The sequence below is a fragment of the Microcoleus sp. AR_TQ3_B6 genome (genome assembly GCF_036702785.1).
Lineage (GTDB): Bacteria > Cyanobacteriota > Cyanobacteriia > Cyanobacteriales > Microcoleaceae > Microcoleus.
Genome location: NZ_JAUBVJ010000014.1, coordinates 84,554 through 105,074, shown reverse-complemented (window position 1 = coordinate 105,074; position 20,521 = coordinate 84,554). Strand labels below are relative to the sequence as shown.

General features: G+C 45.7%; 19 protein-coding genes and 3 pseudogenes. 10 read left to right on the top strand and 12 right to left on the bottom strand.

Annotated features, from left to right (window positions below):
* Window positions 1-115 precede the first annotated feature (115 nt).
* From QUB56_RS09945 to QUB56_RS09935, 3 genes are all read left to right on the top strand, one after another.
* Complete coding sequence (locus QUB56_RS09945) at window positions 116-1,789, top strand: methyltransferase domain-containing protein (protein ID WP_332954980.1); 1,674 nt, start codon at window positions 116-118, stop codon at window positions 1,787-1,789.
* A gap of 76 nt (window positions 1,790-1,865) precedes the next feature.
* Window positions 1,866-2,735, top strand: a complete 870-nt coding sequence (locus tag QUB56_RS09940; RefSeq protein WP_332954979.1) for a calcium-binding protein — start codon at window positions 1,866-1,868, stop codon at window positions 2,733-2,735.
* Between the two features lie 40 nt (window positions 2,736-2,775).
* The gene (locus QUB56_RS09935) at window positions 2,776-3,624 is read left to right on the top strand and encodes a Uma2 family endonuclease (protein ID WP_332954978.1); all 849 of its coding nucleotides are present in this window, start codon (window positions 2,776-2,778) and stop codon (window positions 3,622-3,624) included.
* Between the two features lie 161 nt (window positions 3,625-3,785).
* Here the strand turns inward: QUB56_RS09935 and QUB56_RS09930 are convergent, their stop codons facing one another.
* The 3 genes from QUB56_RS09930 to QUB56_RS09920 all read right to left on the bottom strand — a co-directional run bounded on the left by QUB56_RS09930 (window position 3,786) and on the right by QUB56_RS09920 (window position 6,195).
* Window positions 3,786-4,595: an MOSC domain-containing protein gene (locus tag QUB56_RS09930; RefSeq protein WP_332954977.1), complete on the bottom strand. Its 810-nt coding sequence runs from the start codon at window positions 4,593-4,595 to the stop codon at window positions 3,786-3,788.
* A gap of 218 nt (window positions 4,596-4,813) precedes the next feature.
* Window positions 4,814-5,113, bottom strand: coding sequence for a putative quinol monooxygenase (locus QUB56_RS09925; protein ID WP_332954976.1), 300 nt, complete (start codon window positions 5,111-5,113; stop codon window positions 4,814-4,816).
* 404 nt (window positions 5,114-5,517) lie between these two features.
* The gene (locus QUB56_RS09920; RefSeq protein ID WP_332954975.1) at window positions 5,518-6,195 is read right to left on the bottom strand and encodes a hypothetical protein; all 678 of its coding nucleotides are present in this window, start codon (window positions 6,193-6,195) and stop codon (window positions 5,518-5,520) included.
* Between the two features lie 45 nt (window positions 6,196-6,240).
* Here QUB56_RS09920 and QUB56_RS09915 point away from each other — a divergent pair, with 45 nt between their 5' ends.
* Window positions 6,241-6,828, top strand: coding sequence for a hypothetical protein (locus QUB56_RS09915; RefSeq protein WP_332954974.1), 588 nt, complete (start codon window positions 6,241-6,243; stop codon window positions 6,826-6,828).
* 166 nt (window positions 6,829-6,994) lie between these two features.
* Here the strand turns inward: QUB56_RS09915 and QUB56_RS09910 are convergent, their stop codons facing one another.
* Window positions 6,995-7,498 (bottom strand): hypothetical protein, encoded by a 504-nt coding sequence (locus tag QUB56_RS09910; protein WP_332954973.1) that lies wholly within the window; start codon window positions 7,496-7,498, stop codon window positions 6,995-6,997.
* Between the two features lie 542 nt (window positions 7,499-8,040).
* On the opposite strand from QUB56_RS09910, the gene aroA reads away from it, so the two are divergent.
* On the top strand, window positions 8,041-9,396 hold the full coding sequence (gene aroA / locus QUB56_RS09905) for a 3-phosphoshikimate 1-carboxyvinyltransferase (protein ID WP_332954972.1): 1,356 nt from the start codon (window positions 8,041-8,043) through the stop codon (window positions 9,394-9,396).
* Between the two features lie 147 nt (window positions 9,397-9,543).
* Here the strand turns inward: aroA and QUB56_RS09900 are convergent, their stop codons facing one another.
* Together QUB56_RS09900 and QUB56_RS09895 are read right to left on the bottom strand one after the other, a co-directional pair.
* Window positions 9,544-9,981: a CAAD domain-containing protein gene (locus tag QUB56_RS09900; protein WP_332954971.1), complete on the bottom strand. Its 438-nt coding sequence runs from the start codon at window positions 9,979-9,981 to the stop codon at window positions 9,544-9,546.
* A gap of 196 nt (window positions 9,982-10,177) precedes the next feature.
* Entirely contained in the window at window positions 10,178-11,185 is a 1,008-nt protein-coding gene (locus QUB56_RS09895) for a 2-hydroxyacid dehydrogenase (protein ID WP_332954970.1), read from the bottom strand.
* Window positions 11,186-11,510: 325 nt separating this feature from the next.
* Between QUB56_RS09895 and QUB56_RS09890 the strand changes: the two are divergent.
* A pseudogene (locus tag QUB56_RS09890) lies at window positions 11,511-12,434 on the top strand (ion transporter).
* A gap of 73 nt (window positions 12,435-12,507) precedes the next feature.
* On the opposite strand, the pseudogene QUB56_RS09885 reads toward QUB56_RS09890, so the two are convergent.
* The 6 genes and pseudogenes from QUB56_RS09885 to QUB56_RS09860 form a co-directional block, all read right to left on the bottom strand.
* Window positions 12,508-12,720 (bottom strand): annotated as a pseudogene (locus tag QUB56_RS09885) (NAD(+)--rifampin ADP-ribosyltransferase); the annotation flags it as partial.
* Window positions 12,721-12,758: 38 nt separating this feature from the next.
* Window positions 12,759-13,814: pseudogene (locus QUB56_RS09880) on the bottom strand (RNA-guided endonuclease InsQ/TnpB family protein); the annotation flags it as partial.
* Window positions 13,815-13,968: 154 nt separating this feature from the next.
* The gene (locus QUB56_RS09875) at window positions 13,969-14,139 is read right to left on the bottom strand and encodes an NAD(+)--rifampin ADP-ribosyltransferase (RefSeq protein ID WP_332954993.1); all 171 of its coding nucleotides are present in this window, start codon (window positions 14,137-14,139) and stop codon (window positions 13,969-13,971) included.
* A 546-nt stretch (window positions 14,140-14,685) separates the two neighbouring features.
* Window positions 14,686-15,420, bottom strand: a complete 735-nt coding sequence (locus tag QUB56_RS09870) for an ABC transporter ATP-binding protein (protein ID WP_332954968.1) — start codon at window positions 15,418-15,420, stop codon at window positions 14,686-14,688.
* A gap of 605 nt (window positions 15,421-16,025) precedes the next feature.
* On the bottom strand, window positions 16,026-16,682 hold the full coding sequence (locus tag QUB56_RS09865) for an energy-coupling factor transporter transmembrane protein EcfT (RefSeq protein WP_332954967.1): 657 nt from the start codon (window positions 16,680-16,682) through the stop codon (window positions 16,026-16,028).
* A complete protein-coding gene (locus QUB56_RS09860) occupies window positions 16,675-17,607 on the bottom strand; it encodes an energy-coupling factor ABC transporter permease (protein ID WP_332954966.1) in 933 nt (310 codons plus the stop codon). Before QUB56_RS09860 ends, QUB56_RS09865 begins: the two co-directional genes overlap by 8 nt.
* Here QUB56_RS09860 and QUB56_RS09855 point away from each other — a divergent pair.
* The 4 genes from QUB56_RS09855 (at window position 17,602) to QUB56_RS09840 (ending at window position 20,165) form a co-directional block, all read left to right on the top strand.
* On the top strand, window positions 17,602-17,742 hold the full coding sequence (locus QUB56_RS09855) for a hypothetical protein (protein ID WP_332954965.1): 141 nt from the start codon (window positions 17,602-17,604) through the stop codon (window positions 17,740-17,742). The genes QUB56_RS09860 and QUB56_RS09855 overlap by 6 nt on opposite strands.
* 497 nt (window positions 17,743-18,239) lie before the next feature.
* Window positions 18,240-18,872 (top strand): hypothetical protein, encoded by a 633-nt coding sequence (locus tag QUB56_RS09850; RefSeq protein ID WP_332954964.1) that lies wholly within the window; start codon window positions 18,240-18,242, stop codon window positions 18,870-18,872.
* A 72-nt stretch (window positions 18,873-18,944) separates the two neighbouring features.
* Entirely contained in the window at window positions 18,945-19,418 is a 474-nt protein-coding gene (locus tag QUB56_RS09845) for a hypothetical protein (protein ID WP_332954963.1), read from the top strand.
* Between the two features lie 18 nt (window positions 19,419-19,436).
* Window positions 19,437-20,165 (top strand): hypothetical protein, encoded by a 729-nt coding sequence (locus tag QUB56_RS09840; protein WP_332954962.1) that lies wholly within the window; start codon window positions 19,437-19,439, stop codon window positions 20,163-20,165.
* Window positions 20,166-20,521 lie beyond the last annotated feature (356 nt).

Below are 20,521 nucleotides of genomic sequence, written 5' to 3'. Positions count from 1 at the left end.
ATGTGCCGATCGCCATTGTATACTGGCATCGCAATGCTAACTTTCGGCTGGTCGTCTGTTGGCATGGGCGGATCTGTTTTATTTTACGATAAACTAATCAGGAATTTTAGAGAAAGTGATCGATCGCGTCAACCACGACCTCTTGAAGCTGCTACCGCCGGATGCTAAAGTCATTGTTGAAATTGGCTGCGGTACGGGCTCGACGGGCCAAGAGTACAAGCTGATCAATCCCCATTGTCAGTATATTGGCATTGAATGCGATCGAGAAAAAGCTAAAATTGCAGTCGATCGCCTAAACTGGGTGACGTTCGCCAATATTGAAGAGATTGCCATCGAAAGTCTCGACATCGCCCCAGGAAGCGTCGATTGTTTGGTTTTTGGCGACTTGCTACCCTACCTCAAAAACCCTTGGGATATCCTCAAGCAGTACACTGCTTTGCTGAATCCAGAGGGGCAAATTCTCGCCAGAATCCCCAATGTTCAATACTGGCGGCGAATTGTCAATCTGCTGCGCGGACATTGGGAAAATCCCGACAGCAAGATGCAGCACTGGTTTACTCTAGAAAGTATTAAATCACTATTTGCTCAAGCCGGATTGCAGGTTTATGAATTTCAAGGAAAGGGACACCAAACCGAAAATTTTGTCCACTTTCAGCAATTGCTGCATCCAATGGTAAAGGCTTTAGAGCTCACATCGAGCAGTTTTGCTACGGAAACCGGTGCTGAATATTATATCGTGCGATCGACCAAATCAACCCTACCTGCGCGCCGACTGCTGGTTCAGACTATCATTATGGCTCCTACAGGGTGCGATCGCGTGCGAGTTTTGGAACCGGACAAATTTAGCGCCACAATTCCCGGTGTCCGCACGGTATCCGGCGTGAAAACAGGAGAATTAATTCCGCCGCTGTATGGAGAAGAAAAAGTCTTCATCTGGCAGCGGACAATCATGCAATATCCGGCCTATATTCCCAAACTAAAAGAACTGCTCCAACAAGGCTATTTAATAGTAGCTGAAATTGACGATAATCCCGTCCGCCGCCGCGAATACGCAGACAATAATTACCTCAGCTATCGCGGCTGTCACTGCGTTCAAACTTCTACAGAACCGCTAGCCAAAATTTTGCGGCACTACAATCCCAATGTGGCCGTATTTCCCAATCAATTAGCTTATCTACCTCCGCCGCGAATTTATCCGCCCGAAGATACAGTCACAATCTTTTTTGGTGCGCTCAACCGCGAAAAAGATTGGCAGCCGATTATGGCAGCGCTAAATCGAGTTTTAGTTGCACACAAATACCACATTCGAGTTAAAGTAATCCACGACCGCAGATTTTTTGAAGCCTTAGAAATACAACAAAAAGAATTTGAACCCTTTTGCAGTTACGAACGGTATCAAGAAATTATGTACAGTTGTGATATCGCTCTGTTGCCGCTCGTTTCCAACCCGGTTAACGAAATGAAATCTGACTTAAAATTTATTGAATGTGCAGCGCGGGGTGTAGCGGTGCTGGCAAGTCCCACCGTGTACGAACATTCGATTGTCGAAGGTGAAACCGGATTGATTTATAGATATGAAAACGAGTTTGAAATGAAGCTGAATTCGCTGATTTCTGACACTTCTATGCGCCGGGAAATAGCCGCGAATGCTTACGAATGGGTGCGCGGCAACCGCTTGCTGTGCGGGCACTACCGACAGCGGCGAGATTGGTACTTACAAATGCGGGACGAGTTGCCACGTTTAAATGCTGAGTTGCGCGATCGCCTGCCGGAGTTATTTGCTGACTAAATGCGGTAAGATTTATAGGCGTTATGGTGCGCTCTTTCTGTTTTATTGTTTAATTTTTAATTGTTACTCCACACCAATGCGAATTCTATTCACTATTGCTCACTTTTACAATCCCAGCGGCGACGGGAAACACGCTTCCCAGCGAAATGATCCGCAACCGCGACTAAATGCTTTAACCGCTTGCGTGACATCGCTGCAAGCTTTGTACGGCAAATCTCAGTCCATGATTGACATTCGCGAATGTGCAACTATCCCAGCCAATCAATCTCAACAGCACGAAATTGACATTGTTGTTTGCACTACTCAAGGTTATCATCTGTTGCCTCAACTCCCAGTGCAGCCCAGATGTTTTATGCACCACCCTACAAAATGCGAACCGCTGCTGTTGGGGTTTGAATGTCAAGCAGTTTTGCGAGCGTGTCTTAACAAATACGATTATTTCTGTTATTTGGAAGATGATTTAGTTCTGCACGACCCGTGGTTTTTTAGGAAATTAAAGTGGTTTACGCATCACGCAGGAAATGGGAATTTGCTGCAACCTAATCGCTATGAAATATCGCCTCAAGGCGCTGTTTTTAAAGCATATGTTGATGGAGATTTAGCAGACTCAGCGACTGCTCAGTTTCAAAATGTAGACGAGCAGCGACAGTTAATGGGGAAAATTATGGAACAAACAATCGCTTTTGAGCGCACTTTGAATCCTCATTCCGGCTGCTATTTTTTGAATGCGGAACAGATGGCACACTGGGCTAAGCAGTCTCATTTTTTGAACAGAGATACTAGCTTTATCGGTCCGCTGGAAAGTGCGGCGACTTTAGGAATTATGCGGACTTTTAGAGTTTACAAATCAACTCCTGCTTATGCTAATTTTTTGGAGATTCAACATTTTGGAGCGAGTTTTCTGAAGTTGATTGGTAATAAGGTGAGGGTGCGAGAAGAAGGATGAGTTAAGATATTCAGGTAAGCTGCAATACTTGAGAGGTAGCATGACCCCGGCAACCGAAAAGATTGTCCTTCCCTCTCCCTTCCCCGACCACACTCAACTGCCAGAGGAAGACGGTACTTTCGTCAAGAATTTTCAGGAGCATCCGCAGAGTATTATTTTGACTGATTCTATTGGCTCGGTATTGCAAGGGCTTCATCCCGATGGGCAATATGCTATAGGGCAAGACTGTGGCATCTACTGGCGAGAAACTGACCCGCTTGAAAAGGGAGCAGAAGCTCCAGACTGGTTTTACGTGCCGAACGTGCCACCAACATTAGGCAATCAGATTCGTCGCTCTTACGTGCTGTGGCGGGAATTCATGGCTCCGATGATTGCTTTGGAGTTCGCATCGGGAGATGGTTCAGAAGAGCGGGACACAACCCCACTATCGTACTCGGAAGTTGGACCGGCACAAAGGCCTGGGAAGTTTTGGGTATATGAGCGGATCATGCGGATTCCGTTTTATGGCATTTATGAGATCAATAGTGGCAGACTGGAGGTTTACAACCTTAACAATGGGTTTTACCAGCAGTTGCTTCCGAACGATCGCGGTCATTATCCGATCGCGCCAATGGGCGTAGAATTAGGACTGTGGCAAGGCAGTTATCAAAACCAGACAATGCTGTGGCTGCGGTGGTGGGACAGCGAGGGCAATTTGCTGCTGACAGGTACAGAACGGGCTGCTGTCGAACAGCAACGAGCTTCCTTAGCAGAGCAGGCTTTGAGTGCAGAAGCCCAAGCGCGGCGGGATGCCATCCCTCGGTTGTTGGCAATGGGATTGAATACACAGCAAGTGGCAGAAGCACTCGGTTTATCAGTAGAAGAAGTTAGCCAGCATTCACAATCTTAAGGTTGCTTTTGATTAAGAGACTATTGACTTGTAGGGTGCATCTCACATCTTGCACCATTCTCATGTACAGGCAATATATTCTCATGAACAGGCAAGATGCCTGTTCCACAAAGAATGAGTTTTCTTGTGGGGTGGGCAGGAGAGCCCGCCCGTAAATCCTACTATTTTACAGCAGTCAAAACATCGCCGAGTTTAACTGTGCCGCTGTTGATAATTTTGGCTAAAACTCCAGTTTGTGCGTGACCGAATTCCTGTTGGAGTAAACTGAGTAGGGAAATATCCCGATCGCCCGTTTCTGGATTCACTTCTATATTGACACAGCGCCCGATTCGTGCTGTAACTTCTATGCGCGCCGTGCCTAATTGAAACTGTTTTCCGATCAACTCAAATTCTGACCAAGCTGCCATACCTTCTAGCACAATGTTCGGGCGAAATCGGCGCACGTCAATGTTTTGAACAGCAATTTCTGTTAATTCGTCTAATGTGGCTTGACTGAGTAAAGAAATGTGTACGGGTTCTCGATCGGGATAACGAGTTTCGCCGCTGCTGTCGCCGACTAAGTGCAAAGGTGCAAATTGCGCGTGTCTCGCTTCTTTTGTGGGTTCAATTGCTGCCAGATATTCTGTGAAAAAAGTGCCGATGCGATCGCGCCCCGCTGCTGTGTTCGTTTCTGCGGATAACACTGCAACTCCTTCACGCTGGACTGTTAAAACGGCCGTTTCCGGTTGATAATGACATTCTAAAGCTGCTAACAGAGGCCAATCGTTTTGAACGGCAAAATGTTTCTTGCTCATCCAAGGCATATTTTGGGCGGGCATCTTAGCAGCTTCCAGATTATCTGCAAACATTAAGGCAAAAGCTCGATCGCCCTTAATTCCGTGTCCTGCTGTTAAAGCCAACTCCGACATTTCTTGCGGTGTCAGCCCTTTAATTGGATAAATAAATAACTGTTTTATTGTTGCTACTGTCATAATATTTTTTAGCTGCGCTTCAATTTATTAAAATGAACTATTGTCCCCCCTTACTATAGCAATCCTTGCAGGAGTCGTCATTTTTTTACCCACCCCAACCCTCCGCGAACCCGCAGGGAGGGAGTAATAAATTCACAAATGATTTAGGATTGCTATAAGGCTGGCTAGGGGGTCCAAGCTATTTCACACACATTAATAAAATTGCTATAAAAACCCGATTAAGCTAGCAATTCATAGCGGCGAATATCTGGAGGTCCAACGGCCAAACCGTCTAATTTCTTCACGGCGTCTTGAATGTGAGTTGAACCGAGATGTTGTTCGAGCAAAGCTACACTTTCCCACTCTTCAACAAACGTAAAATCTGTGGGATCGGCTTGATTTTGCAGGAGTTCGTATGTGATGCAGCCTTTTTCTTTGCGAGTTGGTTCTATAATGCTCAGCAGAAGAGATTTAAGTTCTGCTACTTTGTCGGGAAAGGCAGCAAGGCGGGCGACTACTCGCAAGGTTGTTTTGGACATAGGAAAAAAAAGAAACAGATATGACGATCGAATTTACCGATTTTTATTTGGCAAACTCAACAAAACACGATTTTACTTAAAATAACCTAAAGAGGTCGATCGGTCAATCGATTTTAGATTTTAGATTTTAGATTTTAGATTTTAGATTTGAAGCATTGACCCCACGGAGAAATACGTTAGGCAAGTTTCATCGGATACAGGTTTTTTATTTCACCGGTCCTGAGTCTGCTTTCGGAATGAATCCGGGGGCTTGTATCCTGGATGCTTTCGGTCAACCGCAGTAAAATTAGTCCAGGACGCGCTCAAATCTCAGAAACCCGGTTTTTTTGGGAAGTCTTCCTTAGCAACCGCAGAGCGTCGTATAAACCGGTTTCTTGGTATATTTTGACGAATACCAGAGGAACTCAATCTTTGGGATAAAATCGCTTGTTTTCTGTAGAATATTCCCAGGCGATCGCTTCCGGGTCTTTTTCGCGGCTCCACTGAGCAAACTCCGGCTTAACTTTCCACTTGCCGATCGTACTTGCGTGAACTTTGAACCTGCGGGAGAGTTCCGTCTGAGTAAAAGAGATTTTGGGTTTTTTAGGAGTCTGGGTTTGAGCAATGGGGAATAAATTGGGTTTTTTATCTTGTGTTTTTTCCCGATTTATGGGAGGCTCTTGAACAGCTATTGCCGCATTAGGTGTTTCGCTTTGATTGACAGTGGGAGCTATTTGAAAATAATACAAAATTCCCCCTTGTTCCGTTACTTCAAAATCCGCGGCAAACTCAGAGGCTCGTTCGTCGAGATACTCTTGAACCTTTTCTCCGGGGAGTTTCGCATTCATCGCCAAATCCAAAGCCGTCACTCGCCCTTGATTTTCCTTGATCAACTTGTAGAAAACCGAGTCTAAATGAGCGATTTTATTTTTTTGCTGCTGCTGATAGAGCCTGCAAGCCCAAGCAATGCCCGCTGTGGTGGCGATCGCCCAAAACATCTTTCCCGACTCGAAACTGGCAACCGCCGTCAAGGAAATAGGCAAAAGCAGGGTAAGATATCCCCAAATGCTTCCCTTCTTTAGGTTATTGCTGTTTTTGACCATAGTTCCCAAACAGGTACGTAGTTTAGCTTAGTAGAGCGTGTCTCAATGGCGCGAAAGTTTTTCGACTGTCGATATATCGATCGGCTAATCGCTCACGCACTCTACTACAAAATCCCCGAATCTACTTTTTTTTGCAACCGAGGGTTCATGTACTTTTTTCGCAAACAGATTGCCATCCTGCTGATAGTTGTTGCTTGCTGTACGCTGACGATTAGTTGCAGCCGCAGCAATAGCCGAGCTGTCCAGTGTACTAAATTTACTGCAATTATCACCAAAGGGAACGCTCTCATTGATGTTAAGAAAGACCGCAACGATGCTGCAACTACCAAGAACTTAGCTAAAGACTTGAACCAAACAGCCAAACAACTTGAGGCTCTGCGAATAACAGATAAAACCCTCAAAGAAATTCAGGGTGAGTCGGTTAAATCCTTCCAGCAAATGGGTCAAGCACTCGGCAACATAGGCCGAACTCTTGAGGCAGGAAATCGGGCTTCTACAAGTATAGAAGGTCGAGGGCAAATCCAAACAGCTCAAGCAGATATTATCCGAGCCGGACAGCAGGCGAATCAAGCCGCGGAAAATCAAGACGCTTTGACTGACAAACTGATTAATTATTGTAAGAGCCGTTCCTAAAGCCTAATAGTTTTGAGTTTTGAGATTGCAACGCGAGCCGCACCCAAGGCTGCGCAGTGCATGAGTTTGGGAAGGCGGATCCTTCACCGGGCATCTACTAATTCCCAATTAGCCCTTCCTAATTAGCCATTCCCAATTACCGATGCCCAATTACCCATCCCCTATTTTAGTGATGAATTTCTAGATTCAAAATATAGCGACCGAGTTGCACTTTGTCCGACCACAACTCATATTCTAACCGCAGGTGTTCCGGTTCCGGCTTTCCTGTCAGCGTCAAGTTGCGAGTGAAGTTACGGAGTCGCAACTGTTCCGGAGTCGCCAGCGATTCGCCCTGAAGCCAATAACGGCTCAGCCCGTACATTTCTCGTTCCCAGCAGTGGCGGTAACTGTATTTCCCGTTTCCTTGCATGGTCATAATGACTCGATAGGGTGAAACTTCTAGCCAGAGCAACCGGGGTTTTGTAGTTGGGGGTAAGATGGTAACTTGCTCGCCAGATTCGTCGGAACCCTCGGAAAATTGGCGATCTATTATTGCTGGTTCGTGCAACAACAAGTGAAAGCGATCCCGGTCTTTTTGATAAAGCGTACCAGCGGTTTCAACGACAGACCACAAAGGTAAATCTGTGGATACCAGCGATAAACTTACAGGCTTGCGGTGATGGGTCAGCATAAATAAAAGTGTAGGGGTTGTTGTGGATCGGGCAGTTTGAGATTTGAGATTTTAGACTTGAGATTTTAGATGGGCTGGGTTCCAAATTCCGGAGCTTTTGCTTAAAAAAATGAAAACTCTACAACTCGCAATCGAAAATCTAAAATTGTTCAGTCAAAATTCCATCATCTCGTCGATAACTGAGAGCAGAACCTGAAATCTGGGCAGATAGACAGATAGTATTTGTCAGGGCCCCTATGGGGGCTAGAAACCAGGTTTCTACGAAATTTTGCATTTACTAATGATAAATATACGAAGAAACTGGTTTTCGGAGGTCGCAAGTGCGATCGCGAATTATTTGTGAAATTAAGGTAAAATCCGTGCAGTTGCGCCCGCTCTTTCTTGTCGCTGACAACTGACAGCGCACTGTCCCGGCGAGTTTAATCAGCCTTGGAGTTAACCGGACACATTGGCAAAAAACCTGCAGGCATACCATTCGACGACTGACTTAGGACTGGGAAAAAGGTAGGATAGCTAACGCCATCCCATCCTAGTTTATCTCAATGCAAGCTGACATTATAACTACTTCGCTTCTTGACAAAACTCAAACTTTAAGCATTCAAAAACCTGCCTCGGGCTTGTCGCTGGTCGGGAGGATTCGAGTTCCCGGCGATAAGTCGATTTCTCACCGAGCTTTGATGTTGGGTGCGATCGCCCAAGGTGAAACTACTATTGAGGGACTACTCCTAGGAGAAGACCCCCGCAGCACGGCTAAATGTTTCTCGCTCTTGGGAGCCAAAGTTTCTGAACTCAACGCGGAACGGGTGACAGTCGAGGGCGTCGGAATTGGCCAATTACAGGAGCCTGTCGAAGTCTTGGACGCGGGTAATTCCGGCACGACGATGCGGCTAATGTTGGGAATTTTAGCCTCTCATCCGGGGCGTTTTTTTGCGGTAACGGGTGACAGTTCTTTGCGATCGCGCCCGATGTCGCGCGTCATTAAACCGCTGCAACAAATGGGAGCGCAAATTTGGGGTCGAAACAGCAATTCTTTAGCTCCTTTAGCGATACTCGGACAGCAGTTAAAACCGATTCACTACCATTCTCCGATCGCCTCGGCTCAAGTTAAATCTTGCATTTTGCTCGCCGGTTTGATGGCAAGCGGAGAAACTACAGTCACAGAACCGGCCCTGTCGCGGGATCACAGCGAGCGAATGCTGCGAGCGTTTGGAGCCCAATTGAGCGTCGATCCAGAAACTTGTAGCGTGACAGTCACTGGCCCGACACAACTGCAAGGGCAGAATGTGATTGTACCGGGGGATATTAGTTCGGCGGCTTTTTGGCTAGTTGCTGGGGCCATTGTCCCGGGTTCCGAGCTCGTAGTCGAAAATGTCGGCGTCAACCCAACTCGTACAGGGATTTTGGAAGCTTTGGAGATGATGGGGGCCGATATTGAACTGCAAAATCAGCGAGAGGCCGCTGGGGAACCGGTAGCGGATATTTTGGTTCGCCGAAACGGCCAATTGCGGGGATGCACCATTGCTGGCGACTTAATTCCCCGGCTGATTGACGAAATCCCGATTTTGGCCGTAGCGGCAATCTTTGCATCGGGTACTACAATAATTCGAGATGCGGCCGAGTTGCGAGTCAAAGAGAGCGATCGGCTGGCCGTGACTGCTGCCGAACTCAACCGCATGGGAGCAAAAATTTCCGAGTTACCAGACGGTTTAGAAATTACCGGGGGAACTCCTTTGACCGGCGCGGATGTTGACAGCTACACAGACCACAGAATAGCGATGAGTTTGGCGATCGCAGCCCTCAACGCCACAGGTATTACTAACATTCACCGGGCGGAAGCTGCTGCCATTTCCTACCCCGACTTTACCGCCACTTTGCAACAAGTTTGCCATCCAAATTGAGAGCGCCAGAGCCGGAGAGCGGGAGATTCGGAGAGCTAGGAGTGCGAGATTGGGAGAGGGGAGAGTGGGAAAATCTTCTTTATTCATTCTTTCTTCTTCCTTCTTCCTTCTTCCCTCTTCCCTCTTCATTCTTCCTTCAACATCCGTTTAAGAACCTTTACCTACCACTTGTTCTTTTAAAGAATCAATTTCCGTTAACAACTCTTGGCGGTTAGAAGCCTTGAGCAGATAGCGGTAAACAAACCAACCCGTATATCCCATCCCAATCAACTCAAAAACGGGAGCTACCAAAGGGACATCATTAATAGCACCTAAAACTCCCAGCATTACCTTAATACTAATACCGCCTGCCAGAATTAAACCAACAGTTATGAGGGGCTTTTGGTAGTCAGCAAAAAAATTGGAGAGATAGGTTGGAAGTTCCGACAAAATTGTCAGAACTTGGTCTTTAATATCTTGGAACTGGCTCGTCGGTGTTTCTGCGGTTGTCACTGTAGTCATGACTCCCGGTTGGTCAGGCACCAGGTCTACTGTGACGACTTCAGTGACTGTTTGTGCCTCGTCAGAAAAGTTAGCTTGTGTCATTTGATACTTCCTCCGGTGTCAAGTACAATTGCAGGCTTTGAGTTGCTGCCAGTATAATTCTCCGGCAATTAGCACAGCATTCGTGCTGCCGGGGCTAATTGATGAGACTAAGGCAGAACTTGACAAATTGCAAGCAAAAATAAGGATAATACTTGATTGTAAACAATTTCCCTCGTTGGCAAACCGGTCTTTTGACTCATTTTTTCACTTGAGCGAGGTCGATTTGATTCGGACAAGGGCGTCCTTGTTCAAAGTCCGTGATATTGCCGATCGTGGTTTCAGCGATATTTTTCAAAGCTTCCTCGGTAAAGAAAGCTTGATGTCCGGTAATCAGGACGTTGGGGAAAGTCAGCAAGCGCTGAAATACGTCGTCTTGAATCACGTGATTTGACAAATCCTCAAAAAACAGATCCGTCTCTTGTTCGTAAACATCTAAGCCCAGGTAGCCAATTACACCAGACTTCAGTGCTTTGGTAACAGCTTTAGTGTCAATCAACTGACCGCGACTGGTATTGATCAGCATCATCCCCGGTTTCATTTGCTCGATCGCCTCTGCACCGATCAAATGGTAAGTTTCCGGTATCAGCGGACAGTGAAGGCTGACAATATCACAGGCGGCGAACATTTCCGGGAGTGCCACGTATTCCATGCCTAGGGCGAGGCAATCTGGGTTTTGGAAAACATCGTATCCCAGCAGGCGACACCCGAAGCCGTGCAGAATTTGGGCAGTAATTGCGCCAATTCTGCCAGTCCCGACGATTCCCACCGTTTTCCCCTGGAGGTCAAAACCCAACAAGCCGTCTAGGGCGAAATTGCCTTCGCGGACGCGGTTGTAGGCGCGGTGGATTTTGCGGTTGAGGGACAACATCATAGCGACTGCGTGTTCCGCGACGGCGTAGGGAGAATAAGCAGGAACTCGGAGGAGAGTTAAGCCTAAATCCTTCGCTGCTGCTAAATCCACGTGATTGAATCCGGCCGATCTCAGGGCTAGCAAGCGGACGCCTTTTTCAGCGATCGCCCCGAGGGTTTTCGCGTCCAAGCAGTCGTTCACGAAGGCGCAGACGGCCGGAAATCCAGCAGCCAAAACGCTGGTTTCCAGGGTCAAATGCGGTTCAAAAAAAACCAACTCGTGTTGACCGCCGACATTGGCTGCTGTCAGAAAAGTGCGATCGTAGGATTTGGTATTAAATACGGCTACCTTCATGATTTTTGCCTGCAAATCCAGTAATAGTTGGGAATTCTTTCCAGATTAACTCTAAATTTTACTAAAACCCCCTTGCCCCAAACAACCCAGTTTCCCTGAGAAATATTGAGTTTCGCAACGATAGCATCTCTGAAGACACCAAATTTTTAGCCCTAGGGCAAGTCCTGCTTAATTTTTTGAATATAATTGCTTAGACCGTAGTAAAGCGCGATCGTTAATTGCTAACTTTTTAGGAGAAACTCAAATGCGTAAACAACTCCAAAATATAATACATGAAATATTATAATCCTCAGCAAGCAGCAATTTATACACTTTAGCCGATGACATTGTTATTACAGGTTTGATTTTGATAAACGTCGGAGCTTTTATTGCTTCTACTTCGCCCGCCTGGTCGCACGAACACCAATCGCTTTTGGAAAACATCGAAATTGTTTCATCCTTAGTATTTACAATAGAATATGTTTTGAGGCTGTGGGTGTGTACAGTCGATTGCAGATACAGCCACCCGCTTTGGGGAAGATTGAGATACGGTCTGACACCGCTAAGTCTGATTGATTTAATATCAATCTTACCTTTTTACTCCTTGGTATTATTTCCTAATTTAAAATACGTTAATTTAATTCGCATCCTGCGCTTGTTGCGCTTGCTAAAAATGAGCCGTTATTCAGAGTCAGTCCAAACTCTGGGAGCAGTATTGTACGCTAAAAAATAGGATTTAATCGCCACTGAATTTGCCGTTTTTATTCTGTTAATATTTGCCTCTAGCATCATGTATTTTGTGGAACACGAGGCGCATCCAGAATCTTTTGGGAGCATCCCCGATGCAATGTGGTGGGGAGTTATCACATTAACTACTGTTGGTTACGGGGATATTTATCCCATCACTCCTTTAGGCAGATTTTTAGGAGCAATATTAGCATTTTTAGGAATCGGCATTTTTGCGTTACCTGCGGGGATAATTGCAGCAGGCTTTTCCGAGGAAGTGCAAAGGAGAAAGCAGGAAAGAATGGCGGCAAATTTAGAGCTATCTGCGAATTATCAATCGGTCAAAAGGCTGGCGGAAATCGAGGTCTGGTTTGAACAAAAGCAAAGGGCGATCGCAATTCACATCGAAAGTTCATCCGAGTTGATGAAAATCTGTGTTCAAACGGCGAAACACAAGTTAGGAAGTGATTTTCAAAATGAACAAATTCTTCGTGATTTAGCTATTCATCTGTACAACGAGACTGTTAGCAAATTCCAGCTTTAATTACAGCCATAGCAGAAGGAAGGGAAAGGAAGGGCGAGCGCATCATCGACTGCCCGAGGATGCCGGGAGTAACTCAGTCCTCAATTGCCTCAACACCAAGTTGCCTAAGTCGCTCAATGTTGTCCTTAATAGCCTTGAGCGCTTCGGGCGAGTGCCCCTGCCAATCCGTGACCTCGCCCGTGACGCGCAGCGGCTCCCGGGACCGGTATGACTTCGTTGGATTACCCGGGTATTTCTTGTCCGTCAGATTGGGGTCATCCATAATCGGGCCGGTCGGTTCCACCATTTGACACTCCTGGGCCTAAAGGCATGAGGATTCTTGCGTCACAGGGATTCCAACGAATTTACTTGCAGGCAAGCATCACAGGCGGTATGCCCTACGGCTGCAAGTCCTCTGATAAGAACTACTTGTGCGGCTGCTACATCCCTATCAGTCGTATAGCCACAATCTGAACAAACATGAGTACGTTCTGAAAGCTCTTTCTTACCTGTCACAACACCACAACTGGGACAAATTTGGCTTGTCTTACGGCTATCTACTTTTTGGAAATAGACATCGCGCTTGAAACAAGTTTGATTGAGGATGTTGAAGAACTGACCAAATCCAGCATCTAAACAATGCTTACCTAGCATTCCTCGAGATAACCCAACGAGGTTTAAGTCCTCAACAAAAATCATCCCCACATTGTCACAAAGTTGATGAGATAGGTTCCGATGCCAGTCTTTACGACCGTTAGCGACGTACTCATGTAACAGAGCAACTTTCCTTTGGGCTTTCTTCCAATTGTTCGAGCCTAATCGTTTTCTGCTGACGCGCTGTTGCAGCAATTTAAGCTTGCGTTCGGCATCTATAAAAAACCTCGGACGCTTAATCAAAAGTCCATTAGAAGTTGCGACAAAACTTGTTAATCCTACATCTATCCCTACTGCGCCCCCGTGTGGCATAACCATTGGTATATCTACATCCCACTGAATTGTGAGCATAACATACCATCCAGAAACACGCTTAACTACACGCGCCTGTTTAATTATTCCACCACCAGGAATATCCCGCGACTGGCGCACTTTAACTGCGCCAATAACAGGTAATTTCACCACGCCATTAGATAACGGGTTTTGTCCTAACTGTGGGAAAGAGAAAGACCTCATCTGCCCAGGATTTTTAAATCTGGGAAATCCATGATTCTGCTCCCACATTGACACAAAAGCCTTCTCAAGCCGTTTAAGTGTTTGCTGCAAGGACTGAGCATTAACACGTTTTAAATACTCATTGTCTTTACGTACAGCAGTTAAAGACTTGCACTGGCTAGCAAATGTTGGACGTGGTGCATCAGCAGGAATTATGTATTCATGTTTAAGTGAACAAGCATTAACCTGACAACTACGAGACTTATACCAATCTTTCCGTTCAGCTAAAGCATAGTTATAAACTCGCCTATGAGTTTATAACCATTCTTCAAATAATGCTGACTGGCTTTGTGTTGGTTTCAGTTTAAATTCGTAAGTCAGGTTAAACACTTTTATCACCCCCTAACTACATTATATATTGTTTTCTATCTTTCGTGTTGCCGTTTGATAAAGTCGCCCGCTTATGGGCGAGGCTCTGACCCCAGAATTTTCGGTAGTTAGAGTTGTAGCCGGGAACGATTAGGTCTCCCGGCTTCAGGTCAGCCCGTGTGCCATGGTAGAACTGCTGCGGAATCATATCGTCAGTGGCTGTCATCGGCTCGCTTCTAATACTGTTTGTCCTCCGCTGGCAAATCTCGCGCCCGTCTCGACAGGGAGTAGGTTGGCCTGAGACTAGGGCGAACGCATCTAAATTTCATGTTAACAGAATATGGTATATTGCAATACAGTTGATTTAAGAATAATCTGACTTTCAAGAAATGCCTGTATTGCCTATAAAATCCTGAGATTACATTCGTCAAAAAGCGTTAAGTTAACCGTATTGACTTATGAACAGCGTTCAATAAGAGGCATTTTCCCTGGCTATAAAGGCTGCGCGAGCGGCTAAAAAGAAGGAAGAAGGAAGAAGGAAGTTGAGTTTGTAGGGTATGGAGTGTCCGACAAACTCCAATACAGTTGACTTAAGAACAATCTGATTGGGGAAAAATGCCTGTATTGCCTATAAAAGCGGAGCGTAAATTCGTCAAAAAGCGTTAAGTCAACCCTATTGCTACAAACTCAACCTGTGCTTACAGCACACCGTACAAACTGGACTAATCACTAATTACCAATGATTAATGACTAATTACCAATCGGGCGGCAAATTGTAATATTCAAGAGTCGATTTATCTTTCAGCAAATCTTCAGTTTGCCGATCGACCTGAATCTGCCCATCCGCCAAAACTAACGCCCTTTGAGTCGTTTTCCCGATCCAATTCAAATTGTGGGACGCAATCAAAATTACCTCGATCGGCAATTGGGACAAAACTGACGCCAAGTGACGCCGCCACGAGGGATCGAGTCCGTTAGTCGGCTCATCTAAGATTAAAATTGCCGGCTCTAAAGCTAAAATTGCTGCCAAAGCTGCTAACCTTCTTTGACCTCCCGAAAGTTCGTGGGCCGAACGGTTGGCAAATTCTACTAAACCGAATTCGTCTAATAGGGATAAAGCTCGATCGCGCGCAACTCCCGCCGGCACCCCATAATTGCGCGGCCCGAACATTACATCCTCCAAAATAGTCGGCATAAATAGCTGGTCGTTAGCATCTTGAAAGCAAAATCCAATCAGCCTGCGCGCCTGGGATAAAGTCGCCGGTTCCAGCTTTTTTCCCTGCACTCTAATCTCGCCGGATTGAGGCATTTTTAATCCGATTAAGTTTTCGAGCAAAGTGCTTTTACCAGCGCCTGTCAGCCCGAGTAGAGCAACTCTTTCTCCCGGTTGCAAAGTAAAAGAAATTCCTGCCAATACAGGTTGTTGCTGCGGATAGCCGAATACTAAGTCTTGCACTTCGATTGTTGGCACTGATTGGAGATTAGTCATCCGATTTGAGATTTGAGATTTGAGATTATTGAAGAATTGCGACCGCGAATAAATTCCTTCGCCGGTCGATCGGACGCTACGCTACTGCCCAGCCGATTGCTCTCGTAATTTTACTTGATTAAAATCAAAAAAAGAGCCATTTTTTTTAGGGTTAAACCCTTGACTCTCAGCATTTAATCAAGTACCATTAAATAATGGGAATGGTGACATTTTTTTAGTTTTTGCCACCACTCCCATTATCTAAAATATACCACACAAAAGCCAGCGAAGTCAATAGGTAATCCTTCTTTTTTACGGCCGAGCAGTTATTGACGGTAACGTAGAATTATTGATTCAGAATCAATAGGAAACAATATGAAAGTTTTTTTACCGCAGATAAACAGAGATAAACACTTCAGAAATTGCATCAGCGTTCATCCGTGTTCATCCGCTGATATCTGCGGTAAAAAACTCCCAATCAAACTATACCACTCCCCAAATAAGTTAGGACAAATCAGGGTAGGGAGAGCAGCGCTATCATCTTAGGAGAAATTTGGGATCGGAAGTCATTTGTTATGAGTTATTTGTGAGCCTCAAATTTACCACAACCAATAACCAATAACCACTTAGAAATTACCATAAGAAGCTATGGTTAATCCGGCAGCCATTAACATAGTTATTGTCAGCCAGAGTCGCTCTTTAGGTGTCGATTTAGAGTCGGCAGGCAAACTTCCTTGATATCCCCGAATTAGCATGGCTGCGTGTACTCTTTCTGCCCGATCGAGACTTCGCAAATAGAGGGCCCCGATCATGGAAGCACTGGCGTAACGCAGCCATCCTCCGGCGCCGGACAAGCCTCGGAGTTGGGCAGATATTTTCATGCGGTTGACTTCGGTCAGCAGGATTTCTAAGTATTGTCCCGTTAAAAGAACAATCTCTTGCAAACCTGCTGGTAGGGGTAATCCTTTGAGGGCGATTCCCAAACTGTGGGGTGGCAAAGTTAGCAGAAAACTGTTCATAATTAGCAGGCAAATTAGGGAACGCAGCAACAGAAAACTGGCACGTTCCCAACCTTGGGGCAGCACTAATAAGGAGAGAAAAAGCAATTCTGCTCCCAAAAGTTGCGCTAGGGTTCGCACCGGAGCCCTGAGCCAAAAAGACCAAAAAAGTGCGATCGCCCCATAAATTCCCAGCCACAGCCAAGCGCCAGTCTTCATAAAACCAATGCCGATGACAATTGTCAAAGACAGGCGCAATCGAAAAGGTATAGAGAGTTTAGCCATCTTTAGGTTTGACCACCACCAACTGAGCAATACCAAAGGCCGCGCCGAAGCTGAAGGCAGACCCCAAAAGTCCAGCAATGCTAGTACCAATAGGCTGTTCTTCTAATCCTTTAACTGTGTAATCTGCTAAAGGAGTAGGATTTTCGATCGCCACAGCTTCTTTATCTTTAAAGCCGTGTTTTTCGGCTACCGCTTCTAACCCGTCAGGCCAACTTGAAGCAAACAGCGACAGCACCCCCGAAATTAATAAAACTCCGATTACAGGCACTACCCATTTCTGCAATTGCGGCTGTTCTCCCGGCAGTAAATCCGGCCGCACTTTGACGAGATAAGTTAAAACGCCGCCTGTAATTACCCCTTCGCCAATCCCAATTAAAATATGTACGCCTACCATTGCTGGCAATGCAATATTGAGCGCTACTGTACCAGAAATTGCGAGTTCGATCGCCACACAAATAGAAGCAGCAACGACGCTGAGGCCGGCGGCGAGACCGGCGGCTAGGGGCAAACGATTTCGGGAACCTCCCAAGAGTTGCTGCAACGGCTGCAACAGCCACCAGCCCACCCAAATGCCAACTAGCCCCATGTTAAAAATATTGGCTCCCAGGGCGGTGATGCCCCCGTCGGCAAACAAGACGCTCTGAATTATAAAAACCGTGCTCATTGCCAAAGTTGCCGCCCAAGGGCTCCCCAAAACGACGGATGCCAGCGCCCCTCCCAACAAGTGCCCGCTGGTACCGCCGGCTACGGGAAAGTTGATCATCTGGGCTGCAAACACGAAAGCTGTGGTTAAGCCCATGATTGGCGCTTGTCGGAGTCCAAGACTCGCGCGGGTTCGATTCAGGGCAACTGCAATTACTGCTGCACTTGCTATGCCGGTGGCAATGGCTACTGGCGGTGAAAGAAAACCATCAGGTATGTGCATTCATGTATCCCAAATGAGAGAAGTTCCAGCCCTTTAGTCAACTATTTTTTACAAAAATTTACCATCCCCTCTGGGGGCATTGGTGCGATCGAGCGATCGGGGGATTGGTGGCGGGCGATCGCTTATTCGATATAGATTAGCGCCTCAGGGGCTGAATTTTGAGCAGCAGAAATTTTACATTAAATAATCCTGAAGAATTATTCGGATATTTTACCGACCACCCTCACATTGAAGCTTTTTGATAAGAATTATCAATATTTGTTTACAGATTCAACTCCAAAATTGTATTCACCGTCAAGCTCAAACAAGAATATTAAAAAAATATAAAGAATACACTGAAAATCTCTCATTGGTTTTATTGTCAACTCTTGAGAATAAATAGCATTAAGTTTTTGACTACCGCAACAGTGAAATTAGCAGAGAGCTAGTCACAGCCAAAGTATTGCGTGTTATAGAAACTAAAAAGTCCGAATTATTGCTAGTTCATGTAGTTAGCAGTAGGTTTGCAGTTGCCACTCGCGCCAAAGTGCGATCGGCTTTGCCCGCACGAGCTGCATTATCAAGAAACTCAAAATACTAATGCGCTTATTCTCAAGTAATTTTCCGCACAACCAACAGGAGGTTTGCCAGCGGTGCAGCACTCAACCCAAGACTCAACTACCGATTTAGTTCCATCTGAATTTCCCAAACAGTTAGATATCGCTCAAGTGTCTGTCTACGGACTTAGCTTTTTATCCGCTGGTTTATTTCTGTTTTTACCTTTAGTTAACCTACTGCATCCGAGCCCTTGGCAGCGGTGGATGGGAACCATTCACGGCATGGGTGCAATGTTGGCATTACTGGTAATGGTTTATACGGGACACTTGGCTTTTCCCTTGCTGCGAGGTGCCGGTAAAATCTTGCCACAAATGCGTACTTTAGCCTTTTGGTCAACTCTTTTGAGTTTTTTGGCGATTGCTACTGGTAACTGGGCTTATATGCGTTATCGAGCCGGCATAAATTTCGGCGGAGCTAGGGCTTTGCTTAAAGAAAACTCACCTTTAGGGCAGTATGTTTTGATGGAATATCACGAATTTAGCGTACTGTTTACATTCCCATTAACAGTAGCTTGTGCGTGGATTTTGTGGAACTATGGCGACGCAATTTTAGAGAAAAAAAATCGCCCGGTTTTAACAGCTACTTCCGTGGCTTTGATGGCCATCATGTTTTTTGCAATGGGCGGCATGGTAAGCGGGCTTGGCGTTGCTAAAATTCAGGCATTGTAGCTAATATTTAGGTTAGTCAACTATATTTAGCAAGATCTAATTACCAATTACAAAAATTAGGATTTTTTTGCAATGAATCGACAATTATCCCGCCAAGATTATCCGGACAATGAACCTTTATACGGGAAATTTTGGAGGCAATTAAAACACTTTCCCAGCGGTTTAGCCGAAGGAGCAGAAACAGCACCTAGTGTTTCCGGACCCGCCGCTGCTGCAGTAATTAGTGCAGCAATTGGTTGTTTTACAATGATGGTGACTCACCACTTGTCAGACACATCTAAAGCCACTGAAAAAATTGTTTGGAATCTCGGTACTTGGATTCCCGGAAGCAAGACAGATAGCGAATTGTGGGGAAATATCGGCAGTTACACAGGCAAAGAAACTATGTTGCTTTTGGGTTGGCTGATCAGTTGGCCAATTCTCCATACTCTGTGGAAGAATAAGAACATTAAAAGTCGCACCATATTTTTCTGGATGTTTGCTTTATTAATTGCTGCCACAGCTATGTGCTGGCATCCTCTATTTTTCTATTTGCCGTTAAGTTAATTAATGTGAGGTTTGATAATGGACACAAAAAATAAGCCGCTCCCAGCCAGGGAGATGCACAAAATAGTTTGGGTTAGCGTCGGAGTTTTAACTCTTTTCTTTATGACTTTTCCCATCGCGATGTGGCGCGTTAGCCAAAAAGAAAAGTTTCGCGGTTTTTACGTCAAGTCTTTGACAATCGAGGGGCAAAATCACGCTAATGCTGTTGCTAAGGGGCTGGTCCAACCAGCTATTGCCAGTAGCAGTGCGCTTCCGGCTGCAAATAATTGGAGTTTAGCGGTTGACAGCCAAAAAAAGCTGCCTGACAAGTCTCCAGAGGTTGTACCTTTCACTAATACGTCTACTGAAACGGCTATGGCGAGTAGCCGTACAGATAACACTGTCCAAGTTGTACCTGTATCAGCAGGTCAGCAGGAAGTTCAGGCGGTAGATGGAACAAATCAGAGAGCAGAAATTACCGATAGCGTAAAACTAGAGGAGCTAGCTCTGAAAGTCTACGATCGCATCGATCGAACTTGGCAAACTAGCCCTACGTTCAATCAAAATCTAGTCTATCGAGTCAGTACAAGTCAAGATGGGGCGATCGGCAATTTCGAGCCGCTCAATCAACCAGCCAAGGATTACATCCAAGAAACTCCTTTACCACATCTGCTCAAATCTTCCGAAACTAGCAGCAACAGTGCAGCACCAGTCGCTAAGTTTACTGTAGTGTTTGCTCCTACTGGAATCTTAGAAGTTAACCCGTAACTCACCATTAAACGAGACGGAAGCCCCTGGCTTTAGACACGGAGAGGAAGTCGGCAGCGGTTTTAACCGCGATCAATCTTTCTTTACACAATTGAGCGAAAGGTTTCGTTAGAATTAAATTGTAAGTAAAACAACCATCTACGTGTTGAAGCATTCTAGTATCGGAGAAATCCCGGCACAGTCAGCCACCACTACCACTAAGTAGTAAGCCTGTATAACTGACAAATAATGGCAGAATGTGAAGCGTACCTATCTGGCGTTGTGATGGACTATGAAAGCAAACACAATTCAAAAGTAAGCGCAATTGCAATACCTATCGCAAGACCTAGTTGTTTAGAGCGTATAGAGGTGCTTTG

Excerpts from the sequence above, each read along its gene's own strand:
- QUB56_RS09840 (WP_332954962.1), top strand. The coding sequence starts at position 19,437 with ATGGACACAAAAAATAAGCCGCTCCCAGCCAGGGAGATGCACAAAATA.
- QUB56_RS09860 (WP_332954966.1), bottom strand. The coding sequence starts at position 17,607 with ATGCACATACCTGATGGTTTTCTTTCACCGCCAGTAGCCATTGCCACC.
- aroA (WP_332954972.1), top strand. The coding sequence starts at position 8,041 with ATGCAAGCTGACATTATAACTACTTCGCTTCTTGACAAAACTCAAACT.
- QUB56_RS09865 (WP_332954967.1), bottom strand. The coding sequence starts at position 16,682 with ATGGCTAAACTCTCTATACCTTTTCGATTGCGCCTGTCTTTGACAATT.
- QUB56_RS09925 (WP_332954976.1), bottom strand. The coding sequence starts at position 5,113 with ATGTCCAAAACAACCTTGCGAGTAGTCGCCCGCCTTGCTGCCTTTCCC.
- QUB56_RS09920 (WP_332954975.1), bottom strand. The coding sequence starts at position 6,195 with ATGGTCAAAAACAGCAATAACCTAAAGAAGGGAAGCATTTGGGGATAT.
- QUB56_RS09935 (WP_332954978.1), top strand. The coding sequence starts at position 2,776 with ATGACCCCGGCAACCGAAAAGATTGTCCTTCCCTCTCCCTTCCCCGAC.
- QUB56_RS09915 (WP_332954974.1), top strand. The coding sequence starts at position 6,241 with ATGGCGCGAAAGTTTTTCGACTGTCGATATATCGATCGGCTAATCGCT.
- QUB56_RS09910 (WP_332954973.1), bottom strand. The coding sequence starts at position 7,498 with ATGCTGACCCATCACCGCAAGCCTGTAAGTTTATCGCTGGTATCCACA.
- QUB56_RS09930 (WP_332954977.1), bottom strand. The coding sequence starts at position 4,595 with ATGACAGTAGCAACAATAAAACAGTTATTTATTTATCCAATTAAAGGG.
- QUB56_RS09900 (WP_332954971.1), bottom strand. The coding sequence starts at position 9,981 with ATGACACAAGCTAACTTTTCTGACGAGGCACAAACAGTCACTGAAGTC.
- QUB56_RS09875 (WP_332954993.1), bottom strand. The coding sequence starts at position 14,139 with ATGATTCCGCAGCAGTTCTACCATGGCACACGGGCTGACCTGAAGCCG.
- QUB56_RS09845 (WP_332954963.1), top strand. The coding sequence starts at position 18,945 with ATGAATCGACAATTATCCCGCCAAGATTATCCGGACAATGAACCTTTA.
- QUB56_RS09940 (WP_332954979.1), top strand. The coding sequence starts at position 1,866 with ATGCGAATTCTATTCACTATTGCTCACTTTTACAATCCCAGCGGCGAC.
- QUB56_RS09895 (WP_332954970.1), bottom strand. The coding sequence starts at position 11,185 with ATGAAGGTAGCCGTATTTAATACCAAATCCTACGATCGCACTTTTCTG.
- QUB56_RS09870 (WP_332954968.1), bottom strand. The coding sequence starts at position 15,420 with ATGACTAATCTCCAATCAGTGCCAACAATCGAAGTGCAAGACTTAGTA.